Origin of the sequence: Kribbella kalugense (assembly GCF_004365875.1) — a bacterium.
Lineage (GTDB): Bacteria > Actinomycetota > Actinomycetes > Propionibacteriales > Kribbellaceae > Kribbella > Kribbella kalugense.
This window is the reverse complement of the sequence record NZ_SODF01000002.1, coordinates 2,062,264-2,075,725: the sequence shown is the minus strand read 5'-3', so window position 1 is coordinate 2,075,725 and position 13,462 is coordinate 2,062,264. Positions and strand designations below refer to the sequence as shown.

The following is a 13,462-nucleotide window of genomic DNA, read 5'->3' as shown; positions in this document are numbered from 1 at the left end:
AAGGAACGGATGAGTGTGGCCAGGCTGGACCGTGCTGCTGGGGAACCGCTGTGGAAGCAGTTGCAGGGGGATCTGGTCCGGCGATTGCGGTCCGGCGAGTTCGACGACGCCTTTCCGGGTGAGCTCGCGCTGGTCGAGGAGTACTCCGTCAGCCGGCATACCGTTCGCCAGGCACTCGGGCAACTGCGGACCGACGGGCTGATCGTCGCCGAGCGCGGTCGCCAGCCACGAGTCGCGGCAGCGCCGGAGATCCGACAGCCGATGGGTGCGCTCTACAGTCTGTTCTCCTCGGTCGAGGAATCCGGTCTCCCCCAGCGCAGCGTCGTACGCGCGCTCGACGTCCGCGCCGACGGCGTGATCGCCGCCCGCCTCGAGCTCGAGGGATCGATCCCGCTCCTCTACCTCGAGCGCCTGCGGTACGCCGGTGATGAGCCGCTCGCCCTCGACCGGGTCTGGCTGCCCGCCACGCTGGCCGAACCGCTCCTCGACGCCGACTTCACCCACACCAGCCTCTACAACGAGCTGTCCGTCCGCACCGGCATCACCCTTGACCACGGCCGCGAGGACATCCGCGCAGTCAACCCGACCCCGGCCGAACGCACCCTCCTGCACTGCCCGCCCGAGGCCGCCGCGTTCTCGATCAACCGGCAGGGGATGTCCCAGAACCGGCCGGTCGAGTGGCGGCACACGCTCGTCCGCGGCGACCGCTTCGGCCTGTCCGCGGAGTTCTCGGCCAACACCGGCTACCGCCTCACCCCAGCACCCGGCGGCAGCGCACTGACTCAGGCCTGGTAACTACGGAACGGGTCGTCTGCCGGAAGCCAACAGACCCCGGGTTCCAAGTCGAGCTTCACGTCCCGAGTCAGAGCCTCGACAGCCGCGAGTACGGCGGGACGCGCCTCGCCCTGCCGTGACACCAACGCCCACGTCCACACCGGAACCGGGTCGATCACCGCCCGTCGGACGAAGCCGCGGGGCAACGGAGTCGTGTCCCGTTTCGGCGAGGTCACGACCGGCCGGCCCAACCGTCGTACGTGATCGAAGTACGCCGGTCCGGTGATGCCGTGATCCTCGATCCGCTCGACCGTGGCTCCGGTCGCGCGGGCGAACTCGACCGCGTAGATGTTCCACGAGGCCCACGCTTCGGTGTCCGCGTCAACCAGCACGACCGTGTCCCGCGCCCGCACCGCCGACTCGTCACCGCTCGACACCGCGAACAACCGATCCGCGCCCAGCAACTGTCCGGCCAGCGACTGCTCGGCCAAGTCGGTCGCGCGCACCCAACAGATGGCCAGGTCGATGCTGCCGTCGGCCACCCGCGCGGCTTGCGTGTGCGACGGCATCACCCAGGTGTCGACCAGCAACTGCGCAACCCCGGACACCCGCTCAGCCAGATCCGACGGCCGCCAGCTGACATACCCCAACCGGACCGGCTCGCTCGCCGCGAAGCCTCGCGCGGTACGCCGCAACGCGTCGGCCTGCTCGAGCAACGCCCGCGTCTGCGGCAGCAGCGTCTCCCCGTACGCCGTCAGCGCCACGGTACGACGGTCTCGCTCGAACAGCCGTACGCCGAGATCCCGCTCGAGCGACTTGATCTGCTGCGACAACGACGGCCCGGCGATCCGCAGCCGGGTCGCGGCCCGACCGAAGTTCAGTTCCTCGGCGACCGCCACGAAGTACCGCAACTGCCGCAGCTCCACGTCCGCAGCCTAGTAGGCCGAGCCTCCGAGCTGGGAGCAAGCCGGTCGTGGAAAACCTCAGGTGGTTCGACAACGATCGAAGTACATCACCTTCCAGAAAGTGAGAACCATGAACCACCGCAAAGTCGCCGTGATCACCGGGGCCTCCCAGGGCATCGGCGCCGGCCTCGTCACGGCGTACCGCAAGCTCGGCTACGCCGTCGTCGCGAACTCGCGCAGCATCACGCCCTCCGACGACCCGTCCGTGCTGGCCGTCGCCGGCGACATCGCCGAGCCGGGCGTCGGCGCCCGGGTGATCGCGCAGGGCCTCGACGCGTTCGGCCGGATCGACAGCCTGGTCAACAACGCCGGCATCTTCCTGGCCAAGCCGTTCACGGAGTACACCGACGAGGACTACGACCGGATCGCCGGCGTGAACCTGCGCGGCTTCTTCGACACCACCCGGAGCGCGGTCACGGCGATGCTGGAGAACGAGGACGGCGGCCACGTCGTCAACATCACCACCAGCTTCGCCACGCACGCCTACAGCACGGTCCCGTCGGCGCTCGCCTCGCTGACCAAGGGCGGACTGAACGCAGTCACCAGGTCACTGGCCACGGAGTACGCCGCGAGTGGGATCAGGTTCAACGCGGTCGCGCCAGGTGTCATCCGTACGCCGATGCATCCGGAGGAGACGCTCGAGTTCCTGGCGGCGCTGTATCCGATCGGCCGGATGGGCGAGATCGAGGAGATCGTCGACGCGGTCACCTACCTGGAGAGCGCGAAGTTCGTCACCGGCGAGGTCCTGCACGTCGACGGCGGACAGCAGGCAGGTCACTGATGATCTTGGACGACGTCTTGACCCAGTGGAAGTCCGCTATCGACGACCACGATTCGGAGCGCGCCGCGACTCTCTTCACCGAGGACGCGATCTTCCAAGGTCTGCATCCGTACGGCGTGGGCCGGACCGCGATCGCGGAGTACTACGACTCGCAGCCCGTGGGCATGTCCCCGAAGTACCAACTGCTCGAAACCCGCCGCCTGGCAGAGGATGCGGTCCTCGGGTACTTCACCGTCGACTTCACCTTCACCGACCGGGCGACGGTGACGGTCAACCTCAGCATCATCCTTCGGCGGACCGATGACGGTTGGCTGATCTCCCACTACCAGGTGTCTCGGCTGTAGACCTGATACTGGGCGGATGACGGTCAAAGAGCTGCGGTTGGTCGTGACGGCGGAGGACTACGACGAGGCGGTGGTGTTCTACCGCGACGTACTCGGGCTGCCCGAGCGCGCGTCGTACTCCTCGGAGAACGGGCGGGTGACGATCCTGGAGGTGGAACGCGCCACGCTCGAGATCGCCGACCCGGGGCAGGCGGAGTTCATCGACGAGGTCGAGGTCGGCCGACGGGTGGCCGGGAAGTACCGCGTCGCACTCGAGGTCGAGGACTCCGCCGCCACCACACGGCAACTGGTCGACGCCGGCGCCACGGTGATCGCGCAGCCGACCCGGACACCATGGAACTCGCTCAACGCCCGCCTCGAAACCCCCGGCGGCATCCAACTGACCCTCTTCACCGAGCTTGACCTCAAGTGATGTTGAAGTGTTGAGGTAGCGGGCATGTGGAACATCGAGAGCCTCGACCTGGACGCCTATCTCGCCCGGATCGGGCAGGAGCGGGTGGCGCCGTCGGCTGATGCGTTGCATCGTTTGCATCGGGCGCACGTGCTGGCGATTCCGTTCGAGAACATCGACGTGATCCTCGGGACGCATCCGGGGATCGCCCTCGATGCGATCCAGACGAAGCTGGTCGGGCGGCAGCGCGGGGGCTATTGCTATGAGCACGCGCTGCTGTTCGGGGCGGCGCTCGAGCAGCTCGGGTACGACGTCGTACGGCGAGTTGCCCGGGTCCAGCCGCACAAGGCCGGGCCACGTACGCACGCGCTGCTAAAGGTCGGCGTTGACGGGCAGGAGTTCCTGGCCGACGTCGGGTTCGGGGCCGGTCAGCTCTATCCGACTCCGTTGAAGGACGGGGTCGTGGTCGACCAGGCCGGCTGGGACCATCGGCTCACGCTCGAAGGCGACCTGTGGACGCTGTCGAAGCAGACGACGGACGGTTGGGTCCCGCAGCACGCGTCGAACGACGAGCCGGTCCGGCCGATCGACTACGAGGTCTACCACCACTACGTCTCAACCCACCCGAAGTCGCCGTTCACCGGTCGCCCGGTCGTGATGCGCGTTGCCGACGGCGTCGTACGACGTTTGGTCGGCGACACCCTGACCACCGAGTACGCCGACGGCCGCACAGCCGAACGTCACGTCCCGCCGACGGACCTCCCCGACGTACTCGCGTCCCTCGACGTCGTCCTCAACGACGAAGAAGTCGATCGTCTGCGGCACGTCTAGCTGACACAACGCCGCGACGCGCCGAGTCGTGGCGATCGGCTCGCCCCCGAAACCACGAGTCCTGAATCAACGTCGCCAAAACCGCGTTTCAGCAGCCGAATCCCACGACTCGCCGGGACGGCGGGAGCTGATCAGGGGTTCGGGTCAGGGGTCAACCCCGCGGATGGTCGGTTGCGGAGGCAGAATCCAGCCACGCAACCGGCAACCTGCGGGGTTGACCCCTGAGACGTCCTGCCTGCGTGCTAGCGGTGCTCCGCGAAGCGCTGGTCGGCTGAACGGATGCGGGCTCGGATGGTGATCGGGGGTTGGGGAGGGTTTCTGCCCGGATCGGGTTGGAGATCCTCCCCAACCCACTCGCCTCAGAACTCGACCGCCACCGGCTCGTCTACAACGCCGTCGACGCGCCGAGTCGTGGTGATCGGCTCGTGCCCCTATGCGCGAGTCGTGGATTGAGGTCGCCAAAACCGCCTTTCAGCAGCCGAATGCCACGACTCGGCGAACCGCGGGCCGGGCGGGAGGTGTTCAGGCCGGAGGCTAGTGGTGCTCGGCGAAGGGTTGGGCTGTTGAACGGGCCGTTTTGGGAGTTTCGGTTCGGAAGGATTCACCCAGCTCGGCGCCCAGACCGAAGTAGTGGCGGAAGTTGTAGAGCAGTGGGGACCAGTTGCCGGGATGGACGTACGACGTTCCCGGTACGACGATCTGCTCGTCGGCGTGCACTCGCAGTACCCGGGCCTGGGCGATCAGGAAGTTGCCCTCGGCATCAATCGAGCAGTGCGCGACGGCGGCCTCGAACTGGAGCGGGCACTCCTCGACCCGAGGTGGGGCGACCAGCTCGGACGCGACCGGGGTCAGGCCCGCGGCGGCGAACTTCTCGCGCTCGTAGCGGAAACGCTCCTGTTTGGACTCCGGCACCGGCCAGCGCCCGGTCAGACCGGCGATCCGCTCGACCGCCTCCCACTGTTTCGGCGACGGGTAGTTGATGACTACGTCGGATCCAGCGCGCAGGTTGGCTGCGGTCTGACCGGGCAGGCCCACTCCGAGGACCACGACATCGCCGAGGGCCCAGGCGGACGACATGGGCGCCAGGTTGACGGTGCCGTCCGGGTTGGTGGTGCTCAGGAGGGCTACCGGCGTACCGACGTACAGGATGGACGGTTCGATGGTCACGTGGGTCATGTGGTTCGACGCTAGGTGCGGGTTACTTCGGTCGGGGCCTAACTGTCCGGGCGGCATGATGGGGGTATGAGTGCCGAGGGTGAGGAACTGGCGGGCTGGGCGCGGATGCTCGCCGACGGGACCCGGGCGACAGTTTGTCTGGCGTTGCTCGACGGGCGGGCCTGGACGGCGACCGAGCTGGCCAAGTTGGCGAAGGTGTCGCGGCCGACGATCAGCGAGCACCTCAACCTGCTGGTCGCGGGCGGGCTGCTGACCGAGGTACGGCAGGGGCGGCATCGGTACATGAAGCTTGCCGGACCGGAGACGGCCGAGCTGATCGAAGGGCTTGCGGCGCTGGCACCACGGCGTACCGAGGTTGCGAACAGTTTGTCCGCGGTGAGCAAGCGGGACGCGTTCGCCCGGGCGCGGACGTGCTACGACCACCTGGCCGGGAGATTGGGCGTCGCTCTGGCGGATGCGATGACCGAGCGTGGCCTGATCGACTGGTCGGACGGGATCGCGTTGACGCCGGAAGGCCAAGCCTGGTTGGAAGATCTCGGCGTGCAGGTCGAGGTACGGCGAGGTCGACCGGCCGTACGCTCCTGTCTGGACGTGACCGAACGCCGGCCGCATATCGCCGGCGCTGTCGGTGCGGCGTTATGTTCACACGCGTTGCACCACGGATGGGTGACGCATATATCAGGCGGACGTGCGCTCAAGGTGAACGGCGCCGTACAAGCGTTTGGACTCTCGTCCGGAGTCTGAGAAGTGTGTGAGGGAACACGCTTTCAGGAGGCGCTCAGCGCCAATAGCACCTAGCCTTCGGCCATGACTGAGTTCGAGCCCGGCACCGAGCTGGTGTCCCGTCTCCCTCTGCCCAGCCATGTGGTCATCCTCGCGGACGGTCACTGGCGTCGCGGCTGGCTGATCGGCCGCGACCACGAGGAGACGGGATGGACCGCTCTGGTGCAGTACGAGGGCGACGACGGTAACGAGCGGACGGAACGCCTACCGGCGGACCGGATCGCCCTACCCGAGTCGGACGGCCCGACCAACAGAGCAGCGTCCTAGGGAGGGAACGCGTGCGAAGGCCCCCGGGTGTGTGATCACCGGGGGCCTTCGCATGTAACGCTGCCGTGGCGCCTCGAACGAGAGGAACCCGCCCCAGGCCCTTCGGGCGGACGACCTGGGACGGGATCCTCAGTGGCGTTACACAGGGTGTATCGCTGCTCACGGCCGAGTGTTACAGAATCCCCGGGAATTTCTTCCATTCAGGTCACAGCACCGGGGCATTGAACGGCCCCGGTGCACGTCCCTGAACACCGGGGCCTGGAGCGGCGGCCTCTCGAGTGACCGCCGGTCGTGACACCCAAGTGCCCCAGCGGGCGGTGATCATTCGTGTTCAGAAGTGAACCGCGAGCAGAACCCGTCCGGTTTCCGAGCTACGGATGTCCAGGGCACGGATTTCGCTGCGCTGGAGCTTCGTGGTGGCCGCCGGCTTCACCGTCGTACCGGGTGAGGACGTCCAGCTCGCGATCAGCTGGGCCTTGCCCGAGGAGTCTGTGACATACAACTCGTAGCCTCGGGCCCGTTCCTTCGCCGTCGCGAGTTCGTCGTACCGGCAGCTGATCTCGATCGTCGTACCCCAGCGCTCCGGCACCAGCCGGGCATCCGCGGACAGCTTGCTCGACACGGTCTGCGCGAGTACGACGTAATCGCCCTTCGGATCGTCGTGGGCCAGCGGGATCGCGATCACCGCGCCGACCGCGGCGGCAGCGACCGCGACACCAGTCATCAGCGCACCGAGCCGGACGCGCTGCTTGCGGCGGTCGCGCTGGACGCTGCGGACCAGACTGGGCAGCAGGTTCGGCGGTTCGGCGGTGATGGTGGCCAGCGCCCGCTCGGCAGGCAGCGCGGCCAGCGCCCCGGGCACTCCGGCCAGGGACGACACCTGCGCCGAGCACTCGGCACAGGTCTGCAGGTGCTCCTCGTACGCGCGCCGCTCTTTAGCCGACAACGCGCCGAGCAGGTACGCCGCATCCCAGTCCCGGTACGAGTCGCTCACTGACTGGTCACTCCCTTCTCCTGCAGCGCGAGTTTGAGCGCGCGTAGTCCGTAGTGCAGGCGTGACTTCACGGTGCCCGACGGGATGTCCAGCTCCTCGGCGATGTCGGTGACCGTCCGGCGTCCGTAGTACGCACGAACGATCACCTGCCGATGGTCCTCCGACAACTGTGCCAGCGATTCCGCCACCAGCCACGCGTCCAGTACGGCGTTCGCGTGGTCGGCACTCGGGTTCTCCGGGAGGTCGTCGCTGGCGACCTCCCGGCTGACCCGGGCGCTGCGCCGGTCGTCGATGACCAGGTTGCGCGCCACCGTGAACAGCCAGGCCCGGGCTCCCGCCTCGTCCTCGGACAGGATCTGCGGCCGGCGCCACGCCCGCAGCAGAGTCTCCTGTACGACGTCCTCGGCCAGCCGGTCGTCGCCGGTCAGCCGGACGACGAACCGCCACAGCGCAGGGGCGTGCACGTCGTGCAGCTCCCGCAGCAGGGCCGCCCGGTCATCGGCCATCGGCGCTCCTGCTCTGTCGGACATCGCTTACTCGGCTGCTGCGGTCGCCTGCTGTGGTGCGGTTCGCGCTGCCTGTTCTACCGACCAGGCGCCGTTGCCCAGGACAGCGATCAGCAGGAAGGCGAAGCAGAACAGCGCCGCTTTCTCGCCACCATTCTGCACGGGCAGCAAAGCACCTGACTGGTGCACGGTGAAATACGCGAACGCCATCGAGCCCGAGCACAGCAACGCGGCGTACCGGGTGCCGAGGCCGATCATCACCAGCGCGCCGCCGACCGCCTGGATCAGCGACGCCCACCAGGACGGCCAGACGAACAGGCCGGCCTGCTCGGTCCCGAGTACGCCGAACAGCGCGGCCGCGCCGTGGGTGGCGAACAGGAACCCTACGACGATCCGGAAGACGCCGATCCCTTCTCTTTGAAAACGCTCAGTTTTTTGAAAACGCTCGAACACCTGCACAGGGCCTCACTCCTTGCGGTGGGTTTGGTCATGTGCATGGTTCAAACGATTGAGAGCTCTACTTGGTTCAACGCTGCGTGATTTGAAGATCACACTCCGAATCGGTTGCCTTCCGGGTCGCGAATTGGTACCCGCGGGTCGCGGCCAGCAGACCGGCTCCCCAGACGGCGTACGCCGGGACCGCGACCCAGAAGAAGCTGTCCGGCAGGTCGATGTCATCGAAGATCGGTTCGCCCTGCGCCACCGCGACGATCATCTGAATCAGACCGACATCGAAGTACGCCGACATGCCGGCGCCGATCACGAACCCCGGAAGCAGCAGCATCCAGCGCGGGAACCGCCGCCCGATCGGGTGGACCAGCAAGAAGGGCAGGACGGTGCCGACCAGCAGGAAGCCGCCCTCGAAGAGCATCACCGACTGATTGCCGCCGAACGGCGTCTGCCCGAATCCGACCACGGCCTGAGCACCCAGCCTGGTCAGGCAGCCGACGACCGCCAGACATGCGCCCGCCGTCGAGATCCAATGCGGCCAGGGTGTGGCGCGAGATTGATGAGCTCTGGCGAGCAAGCCGATCAGTACGGCGCCGGCGATAGCACCGAGACGGCTGAGCATTCCGAGCGGATCGAACGGGATGCCGAGACCCGGAAGGATGGCGGCGACGACGTCGAGCAGGATGAAGCCCGCCGCGGCGGCCCAGCCGGCGGCGAGCACCCACAGCAACCTCGGCCGAATCGTGATCACGGCCAGGGCCGTGACGAGACAGCCGACTGCTGCGACCCAGTTCGGGATGAAGAGATCACTACCAGGCAGCTTCCAGGCAGGCGCGTGGCCCGTCGCGAGCCAGATCCGCACACCGCCGTACGCCGCCGCCCACACCAGCACCGCTCGTCTCATGCGGCCAGTCTGTTGCGGCGCGACCGAGTCCGGATCACCCGCGCGAGGGAACGGCCTCCGCCCTCAGCGTGAGGCGTGCAGCTGTTGCAGGATGCGGATGAACGTCTTGCGGTCGACCAAGGGGAGTGATTCGAGGACCTGCTGCTCCTGGGCCTGGATGCCCCTCCGGACCGCACGGCGTACCCGCCGGCCTTCGGTGGTGATCGAGAGCAGCCGCACACGCCGGTCGTCGGGGTCGGGCGTGCGCTCGATCAGGCCGGCCTGCTGAAGCTCGTCGAGCGTGCCGATGATGCGGGACTTGTCCGCCCCGATCGCCTCAGCGAGCGCAGCTTGAGTACGGACCGGGGTGTCGTCGAGGGCGGTGAGCACCGAGTAGCCCCACATCGAGACGTTGTGCGTGGCGAGCACCGGCATTTCGATCGCGATCAGCTTCCGCACCAGCGGATACAGCATCGCCGCCAGATCGGGACGCTCGGTTGCCATAACTGAAAAGGTAGCACTGGCGCAATTATATGCGAGCGCCTACGATATGCACATGCCTATCGTAGACTACGTCGTACTAGATGCCGAAGCCGTCCGGACCAGCATCGAGCTGGTTTCCACCGCCACCGACGCCGACCTGTCCAAGCCGACCCCGTGCCGGGCCTGGACCCTGTACGGTCTGCTCGCCCACATGGCCACCCAGCACTACGGCTTCGCCGCCGCCTCCCGCGGCGAGTCCGACCCCGCGATCTGGAAGCTCCTCGACCTAGGCGACAACCCGGTCAAGGCGTACACCGAATCCGCCGAGCACGTCCTGGAAGCATTCGCCGAGCCCGGTGTCACGGACCGCACTTTCGCACTCCACGAGTTCGGCCCGAACGCCGCCTTCCCCGGCGCCCAGGCCATCAGCTTCCACTTCATCGACTACATCGTCCACAGCTGGGACGTCGCAAAGTCCCTCGGCAAGCCGATTACCTTCACCCCCGCCACCCTCGAGGCCGCCCACTCAGTAGCCCAGGTAGTCCCCACCGGCGACGTCCGCCGCGCACCAGGCACCGCCTTCGCTGCGGACATCCCCTGGTCCGGCGACAACCCCCTCGACCAGATCGTCGCCTACCTAGGCCGCAACCCCACCTGGCCAAACTGACCGCAGCCCCCGGCACTCACAGTCAGTTGATGTCGAACTCGTTCCCTTCCGGGTCCTTCATCCCCACCGCGTAGTGATCCAGCCCTTCCTCGAACGGCCCGGTAATGGTGGCGCCCAACTCCGCCAGCCTCGCCGCCTCCGCGTCAACCCGCCGAACCCGATCCTCAAACGGATCCGACCACTCCCCACTGGCATGGATATCCAGATGCAGCCGGTTCTTCACCACCTTGTCCTCCGACACGACATGGAACCAGACATCCGGCCCGCGCCCCTCGGGGTCACTGATCCTGTCTACCCCGTCAACCAGGTCCTCCTCAGCCACCCCCAACCGACGATAAAAGTCGTTCCAGCTATCGAACCCAGCCGGCGCCGGCGCAACGTCATACCGCAGCGCAGCAGCCCAAAACCGCGCCAGCACATCAGAATCAGCGCAGTCAACCACCAACTGAAACGCCACACCCATCTGTCTCTCCTCACCGCCGGCAACAGGACGCCGCCAGTATGCCCACGGCCACCGACAATTCGTCCGCCGTGTCATTTGTTGCTAGCGGCAACACGCCGCACGTCACTCTCAGATTGAGGTCTTGCCGTGTCCGACCCAGGTCATCAGCTGCTCTTCGGCCTCATCGCGGGGGCCGAAGTGACCGCCATCGACGTACACCAACTCGGACCGCGGTAGATGCCGCGCAAACCACTCCCCGTGCGCGACCGGTACCGACGTATCGTCGCGCGCCACCATGATTCGGGTGGGGACCTGGACAGCCGCAAGAGAAAGCCCCCAGTCGCCGGCGAGAGACAGGAAGTCATCGACGTACCCGGCTGAACCCTGACGGGTGGACTCGCCGAAAGCTTCCGCCAACATCACCCGGTCGCCGGCCGAAACCTCCAGCCCCGGCATGCCGTCATCGAGCCAGTCCTTCATCGCCTGCCAGTCGGTCTCCAGCGACACCTCACCCTGTATCGCATGGCGCCAACCGGCGCGGCTCTCCTCATCCATACCGCCATAGAAATCGAGCCCTTCGGCGGAAACGGGCGCCGGTCCGACAACGATCGCGCAGCGGCTCACGCGATCCGGCAGCAGTGCCGCCGCGGCCAGCGTCGCGGAGGCCCCACCCGAGACACCAGCAACCCCGAACTGTTCGAGCCCGAACGCATCCGCGATCGTACGAACGTCGAACGCCACATCCACGACCCGCCGACCCCGAACCCGCGTAGACAGCCCGTACCCAGGCCGGTCATAGGTGAACACCCGGAGGTGGTTGTCCGCATAGCTGGCACCCGGCTCGCGCAGCAACCGACTCCCCGGAGTCCCATGCAACCAGAACACCGGCGCCCCACCCGGATCCCCCCAAACACAAACCCCCAGCCGCCGCCCGTCCGGCGTCGCCACAACCCTCGTCCGCCCGTCCGACGCCCCCTCCTGCATGACACGTCCCCCATCCACTCAACCCCGCCAGCAACCGACGAAACTGCAGTCAGTCCACCACGCCCCGCCCACCCGCGCCGCGGACAATGCGCTCGGCGGCCTCATCGCTTCAGCACCCGCTGTCGCGCTGACCATGAGTCATACCAGGGCCCATCCCGAAAGTCCCCGCACGCCACATCCGCTCATGATGACATCGCCGTACGGTCGCAAACGGCGGTTAGGCGGGGAAGGCCTTCCAGTGGCCTTCGGAGATGACTTCGATGGTGCCGTCGGTGACCTTGATGGCGGTTTGGTCGTCGATGGCGTACGACGGAACTCCGATGTCGGCGGCCCAGTTCTCCGCGTCGCCCAAGGTGTTCTCCGGCATGTCCTCGTGGTCCAGGTGCGGGAAGATCGAGAAGTCGACGACGCCGAGCATGCGGTCGTCCGGCGCGGAAGGCCAGTGGACGAAGTCGTCACCGGTCCGCGGTGTCATCACCATGCTGCCGGCGCTCATCCCCAACCAGACCGTCTCGGGCAGCGACGGCATGAGGTCCGCCAGCCCCGACTCGCGCATCCAGTGGTTCAGGTACGTCGCTTCGCCTCCGTCCACCAGCAGCACGTCCGCCTCGCGGACCCACGGCACCCACCGCTCCTCGCCGATACTGGGCAGCGCGGTGAGCTCCAGAACGCCGACGGACTTCCAGCCCATGCTGGACAGGTGCCACGGAGGCTCGCCGGTGATGAACTTCCGCACCGTCGCAGGCCCCAACATCGGGTGACCCCACTGCGCCGTGGGGATGCAGAGCGCCCGACACTCGGAGATCGTCTTCCCCAACATCTCAACCAGCGCCGCGCGGATACTCCCGTTCGTAACGCCCCCGGACGTAAGCAGCAGCTTCACAAACCCTCCCGACCTAAGTACGACGTATTCATCGAACGAATCATGCCTGACTCCCTATCCGCCGGCCGCCATCCACTTGCCCAACGAACGCCAACCCCCAGATCCGACACCTCCACCAGAAGATTCAGCAGCCCCTCCACATCCGCGCACCTGTCGGCAGATCCGTCCGTTCGGCATCTCACAGTTGGTCGCCGGATATCTGGCCTGTCGCAGATCAGCCGACGGACTGTGTCGATGACCTGCTCGCGGATCACAGGAACCGTCGCTTCTGTTGAGCGGGACGAACCCGCAGGTCATTAGGCGATGGGCGAAGTGCTCAGCGCCGGCCCGACGGAAAGGGCCACGCGACGAAAAGGTAGGGCAGCGTGAGCTCAATAACGGTCATCGCAGGCACGTCTGCCTTGACCTGGGGGTTTGGGGACTCGAAGCGACAACCACGGATTCTGCGGCTTGGGCTGTGAACCTCGAAACCACTGAGCTTCGCGGCGGTGGTCGGTCAAGGACTACCCCCGAGTTAGCGCGGGCCACATAGCGACGGGGCTTCGGGAATTCGAGTTCGGTGCGCCGTCGGGGCGAATCGAGCCCGTGGCGAGCGTTCCTCGCAGAGTGCTGGTGATCGCGACTCCTTCACCTGGATCTGACCGCCACTCACGCCTTGGAAACTGGAGCTAACGAACAGTGGTCAAACAGGTAACAGGCGCGTACCCTCCGTAACTCAGGGTGGGGACCTTGATGGGGGATGCATGGATGCGATGCGCAAAGCCGGGGGCGCCGATGCGGCAAACGCCACAGGATCGGTCGAGCAACGGTCGCGGAGCCTGCCGATCGAGCAATGCCTGGCAGTTCGTGGGTATGCCC

18 protein-coding genes are annotated in these 13,462 nt (G+C 66.9%); 8 read left to right on the top strand and 10 right to left on the bottom strand.

The window, feature by feature from the left end:
* Positions 1–9 precede the first annotated feature (9 nt).
* Complete coding sequence (locus EV650_RS27715) at positions 10–795, top strand: GntR family transcriptional regulator (protein WP_134121909.1); 786 nt, start codon at positions 10–12, stop codon at positions 793–795.
* Here EV650_RS27715 and EV650_RS27710 read toward each other — a convergent pair.
* Positions 783–1,700: a LysR family transcriptional regulator gene (locus EV650_RS27710; protein ID WP_134121908.1), complete on the bottom strand. Its 918-nt coding sequence runs from the start codon at positions 1,698–1,700 to the stop codon at positions 783–785. The genes EV650_RS27715 and EV650_RS27710 overlap by 13 nt on opposite strands.
* Before the next feature lie 109 nt (positions 1,701–1,809).
* Between EV650_RS27710 and EV650_RS27705 the strand changes: the two genes are divergently transcribed.
* From EV650_RS27705 to EV650_RS27690, 4 genes are read left to right on the top strand one after another with little or no spacing between them, the layout of a single operon-like run.
* Positions 1,810–2,520, top strand: a complete 711-nt coding sequence (locus EV650_RS27705; protein WP_134121907.1) for an SDR family NAD(P)-dependent oxidoreductase — start codon at positions 1,810–1,812, stop codon at positions 2,518–2,520.
* The gene (locus EV650_RS27700) at positions 2,520–2,864 is read left to right on the top strand and encodes an SgcJ/EcaC family oxidoreductase (protein WP_134121906.1); all 345 of its coding nucleotides are present in this window, start codon (positions 2,520–2,522) and stop codon (positions 2,862–2,864) included. Before EV650_RS27705 ends, EV650_RS27700 begins: the two co-directional genes overlap by 1 nt.
* A gap of 16 nt (positions 2,865–2,880) precedes the next feature.
* Entirely contained in the window at positions 2,881–3,276 is a 396-nt protein-coding gene (locus EV650_RS27695) for a VOC family protein (protein ID WP_134121905.1), read from the top strand.
* Between the two features lie 24 nt (positions 3,277–3,300).
* On the top strand, positions 3,301–4,086 hold the full coding sequence (locus tag EV650_RS27690; RefSeq protein WP_134121904.1) for an arylamine N-acetyltransferase family protein: 786 nt from the start codon (positions 3,301–3,303) through the stop codon (positions 4,084–4,086).
* Between the two features lie 534 nt (positions 4,087–4,620).
* Here the strand turns inward: EV650_RS27690 and EV650_RS27685 are convergent.
* Positions 4,621–5,262, bottom strand: a complete 642-nt coding sequence (locus tag EV650_RS27685; RefSeq protein WP_134121903.1) for a flavin reductase family protein — start codon at positions 5,260–5,262, stop codon at positions 4,621–4,623.
* Between the two features lie 66 nt (positions 5,263–5,328).
* Between EV650_RS27685 and EV650_RS27680 the strand changes: the two genes are divergently transcribed.
* Positions 5,329–6,006 (top strand): ArsR/SmtB family transcription factor, encoded by a 678-nt coding sequence (locus tag EV650_RS27680; RefSeq protein WP_134121902.1) that lies wholly within the window; start codon positions 5,329–5,331, stop codon positions 6,004–6,006.
* Positions 6,007–6,069: 63 nt separating this feature from the next.
* Positions 6,070–6,312, top strand: coding sequence for a hypothetical protein (locus EV650_RS27675; RefSeq protein ID WP_134121901.1), 243 nt, complete (start codon positions 6,070–6,072; stop codon positions 6,310–6,312).
* A gap of 331 nt (positions 6,313–6,643) precedes the next feature.
* Here EV650_RS27675 and EV650_RS27670 read toward each other — a convergent pair whose 3' ends face one another.
* The 5 genes from EV650_RS27670 to EV650_RS27650 all read right to left on the bottom strand — a co-directional run bounded on the left by EV650_RS27670 (position 6,644) and on the right by EV650_RS27650 (position 9,649).
* Positions 6,644–7,306 (bottom strand): anti-sigma factor family protein, encoded by a 663-nt coding sequence (locus tag EV650_RS27670; RefSeq protein ID WP_134121900.1) that lies wholly within the window; start codon positions 7,304–7,306, stop codon positions 6,644–6,646.
* A complete protein-coding gene (locus EV650_RS27665; protein ID WP_134121899.1) occupies positions 7,303–7,812 on the bottom strand; it encodes a sigma-70 family RNA polymerase sigma factor in 510 nt (169 codons plus the stop codon). Before EV650_RS27665 ends, EV650_RS27670 begins: the two co-directional genes overlap by 4 nt.
* A gap of 27 nt (positions 7,813–7,839) precedes the next feature.
* Positions 7,840–8,271, bottom strand: coding sequence for a DoxX family protein (locus EV650_RS27660; RefSeq protein ID WP_238174482.1), 432 nt, complete (start codon positions 8,269–8,271; stop codon positions 7,840–7,842).
* A 67-nt stretch (positions 8,272–8,338) separates the two neighbouring features.
* Complete coding sequence (locus EV650_RS27655; RefSeq protein WP_134121898.1) at positions 8,339–9,166, bottom strand: hypothetical protein; 828 nt, start codon at positions 9,164–9,166, stop codon at positions 8,339–8,341.
* Positions 9,167–9,229: 63 nt separating this feature from the next.
* Complete coding sequence (locus EV650_RS27650; protein WP_134121897.1) at positions 9,230–9,649, bottom strand: MarR family winged helix-turn-helix transcriptional regulator; 420 nt, start codon at positions 9,647–9,649, stop codon at positions 9,230–9,232.
* A gap of 52 nt (positions 9,650–9,701) precedes the next feature.
* On the opposite strand from EV650_RS27650, the gene EV650_RS27645 reads away from it, so the two are divergent.
* Positions 9,702–10,295, top strand: coding sequence for a TIGR03086 family metal-binding protein (locus EV650_RS27645; protein WP_134121896.1), 594 nt, complete (start codon positions 9,702–9,704; stop codon positions 10,293–10,295).
* A 22-nt stretch (positions 10,296–10,317) separates the two neighbouring features.
* Here the strand turns inward: EV650_RS27645 and EV650_RS27640 are convergent, their stop codons facing one another.
* The 3 genes from EV650_RS27640 to EV650_RS27630 all read right to left on the bottom strand — a co-directional run bounded on the left by EV650_RS27640 (position 10,318) and on the right by EV650_RS27630 (position 12,604).
* Positions 10,318–10,758 carry a VOC family protein gene (locus EV650_RS27640; protein WP_134121895.1) on the bottom strand — a complete coding sequence of 147 codons (441 nt, stop codon included), beginning with the start codon at positions 10,756–10,758 and terminating at the stop codon, positions 10,318–10,320.
* Positions 10,759–10,866: 108 nt separating this feature from the next.
* Positions 10,867–11,721 (bottom strand): alpha/beta fold hydrolase, encoded by an 855-nt coding sequence (locus EV650_RS27635; protein ID WP_134121894.1) that lies wholly within the window; start codon positions 11,719–11,721, stop codon positions 10,867–10,869.
* Positions 11,722–11,938: 217 nt separating this feature from the next.
* Positions 11,939–12,604, bottom strand: coding sequence for a Type 1 glutamine amidotransferase-like domain-containing protein (locus EV650_RS27630; RefSeq protein ID WP_134121893.1), 666 nt, complete (start codon positions 12,602–12,604; stop codon positions 11,939–11,941).
* Positions 12,605–13,462 lie beyond the last annotated feature (858 nt).

What these genes read in the sequence shown, in the direction of transcription:
- EV650_RS27705 (WP_134121907.1), top strand. Translation starts at nt 1,810, where the DNA reads ATGAACCACCGCAAAGTCGCCGTGATCACCGGGGCCTCCCAGGGCATC.
- EV650_RS27690 (WP_134121904.1), top strand. Translation starts at nt 3,301, where the DNA reads ATGTGGAACATCGAGAGCCTCGACCTGGACGCCTATCTCGCCCGGATC.
- EV650_RS27635 (WP_134121894.1), bottom strand. Translation starts at nt 11,721, where the DNA reads ATGCAGGAGGGGGCGTCGGACGGGCGGACGAGGGTTGTGGCGACGCCG.
- EV650_RS27700 (WP_134121906.1), top strand. Translation starts at nt 2,520, where the DNA reads ATGATCTTGGACGACGTCTTGACCCAGTGGAAGTCCGCTATCGACGAC.
- EV650_RS27655 (WP_134121898.1), bottom strand. Translation starts at nt 9,166, where the DNA reads ATGAGACGAGCGGTGCTGGTGTGGGCGGCGGCGTACGGCGGTGTGCGG.
- EV650_RS27695 (WP_134121905.1), top strand. Translation starts at nt 2,881, where the DNA reads ATGACGGTCAAAGAGCTGCGGTTGGTCGTGACGGCGGAGGACTACGAC.
- EV650_RS27650 (WP_134121897.1), bottom strand. Translation starts at nt 9,649, where the DNA reads ATGGCAACCGAGCGTCCCGATCTGGCGGCGATGCTGTATCCGCTGGTG.
- EV650_RS27685 (WP_134121903.1), bottom strand. Translation starts at nt 5,262, where the DNA reads ATGACCCACGTGACCATCGAACCGTCCATCCTGTACGTCGGTACGCCG.
- EV650_RS27715 (WP_134121909.1), top strand. Translation starts at nt 10, where the DNA reads ATGAGTGTGGCCAGGCTGGACCGTGCTGCTGGGGAACCGCTGTGGAAG.
- EV650_RS27640 (WP_134121895.1), bottom strand. Translation starts at nt 10,758, where the DNA reads ATGGGTGTGGCGTTTCAGTTGGTGGTTGACTGCGCTGATTCTGATGTG.
- EV650_RS27680 (WP_134121902.1), top strand. Translation starts at nt 5,329, where the DNA reads ATGAGTGCCGAGGGTGAGGAACTGGCGGGCTGGGCGCGGATGCTCGCC.
- EV650_RS27675 (WP_134121901.1), top strand. Translation starts at nt 6,070, where the DNA reads ATGACTGAGTTCGAGCCCGGCACCGAGCTGGTGTCCCGTCTCCCTCTG.
- EV650_RS27665 (WP_134121899.1), bottom strand. Translation starts at nt 7,812, where the DNA reads ATGGCCGATGACCGGGCGGCCCTGCTGCGGGAGCTGCACGACGTGCAC.
- EV650_RS27645 (WP_134121896.1), top strand. Translation starts at nt 9,702, where the DNA reads ATGCCTATCGTAGACTACGTCGTACTAGATGCCGAAGCCGTCCGGACC.